This window comes from Streptomyces glaucescens (assembly GCF_002154375.1).
GTDB classification, from domain to species: domain Bacteria; phylum Actinomycetota; class Actinomycetes; order Streptomycetales; family Streptomycetaceae; genus Streptomyces; species Streptomyces glaucescens.
Genome location: NZ_MUND01001103.1, coordinates 1 through 568, shown reverse-complemented (window position 1 = coordinate 568; position 568 = coordinate 1). Strand labels below are relative to the sequence as shown.

Genomic DNA, 568 nt, shown 5'->3' with positions numbered 1-568 from the left:
AACCCGCGGCCGAGCCCGCCGCCGCTCCGCCCGCCCCTCCCGCGCCCGCCATCGACTACCTGGCCAAGGACTACGCGAGCTTCCGGCGGCTGCTCCTGGAGCGGCTGTCGCTCACCCTGCCGCAGTGGACCGAACGCCATGTGCCCGATCTGTGGATCACCCTCGTGGAGATCCTCGCCCACATCGGGGACCGGCTCAGCTACCACCAGGACGCCGTGGCCACCGAGGCCTATCTGGACACCGCCCGCCTGCGCACCTCGGCGCGGCGGCACGCCCGGCTCGTCGGCTACCCGATGCACGACGGATGCGCCGCCCGCACCGTCGTCTGCCTGGAGACGAACGCGGCCGTCGCCGTGCACACCCAGGACCTGGCGTTCACCGCGGTCCCCGACGGCGAACTCCACCGCACCAGCGGGCCGGTCATGCCCGCACCCGCCCTCGCCGCCGGTCCGCACCCGGTCTACCAGCCGCTGGAACGCACCGAGATCTGCCTGCGGCCCCAGCACAACAGCGTCCCCCTGTGGGCCTGGGGCAGGGACGCCCATCCGCTGCCCGCCGGCACCACCCG

1 pseudogene is annotated in these 568 nt (G+C 74.3%); it reads left to right on the top strand.

Annotation, left to right across the window (positions count from 1 at the left end):
* A pseudogene (locus CCN42_RS44040) lies at positions 1 to 568 on the top strand (putative baseplate assembly protein); the annotation flags it as partial.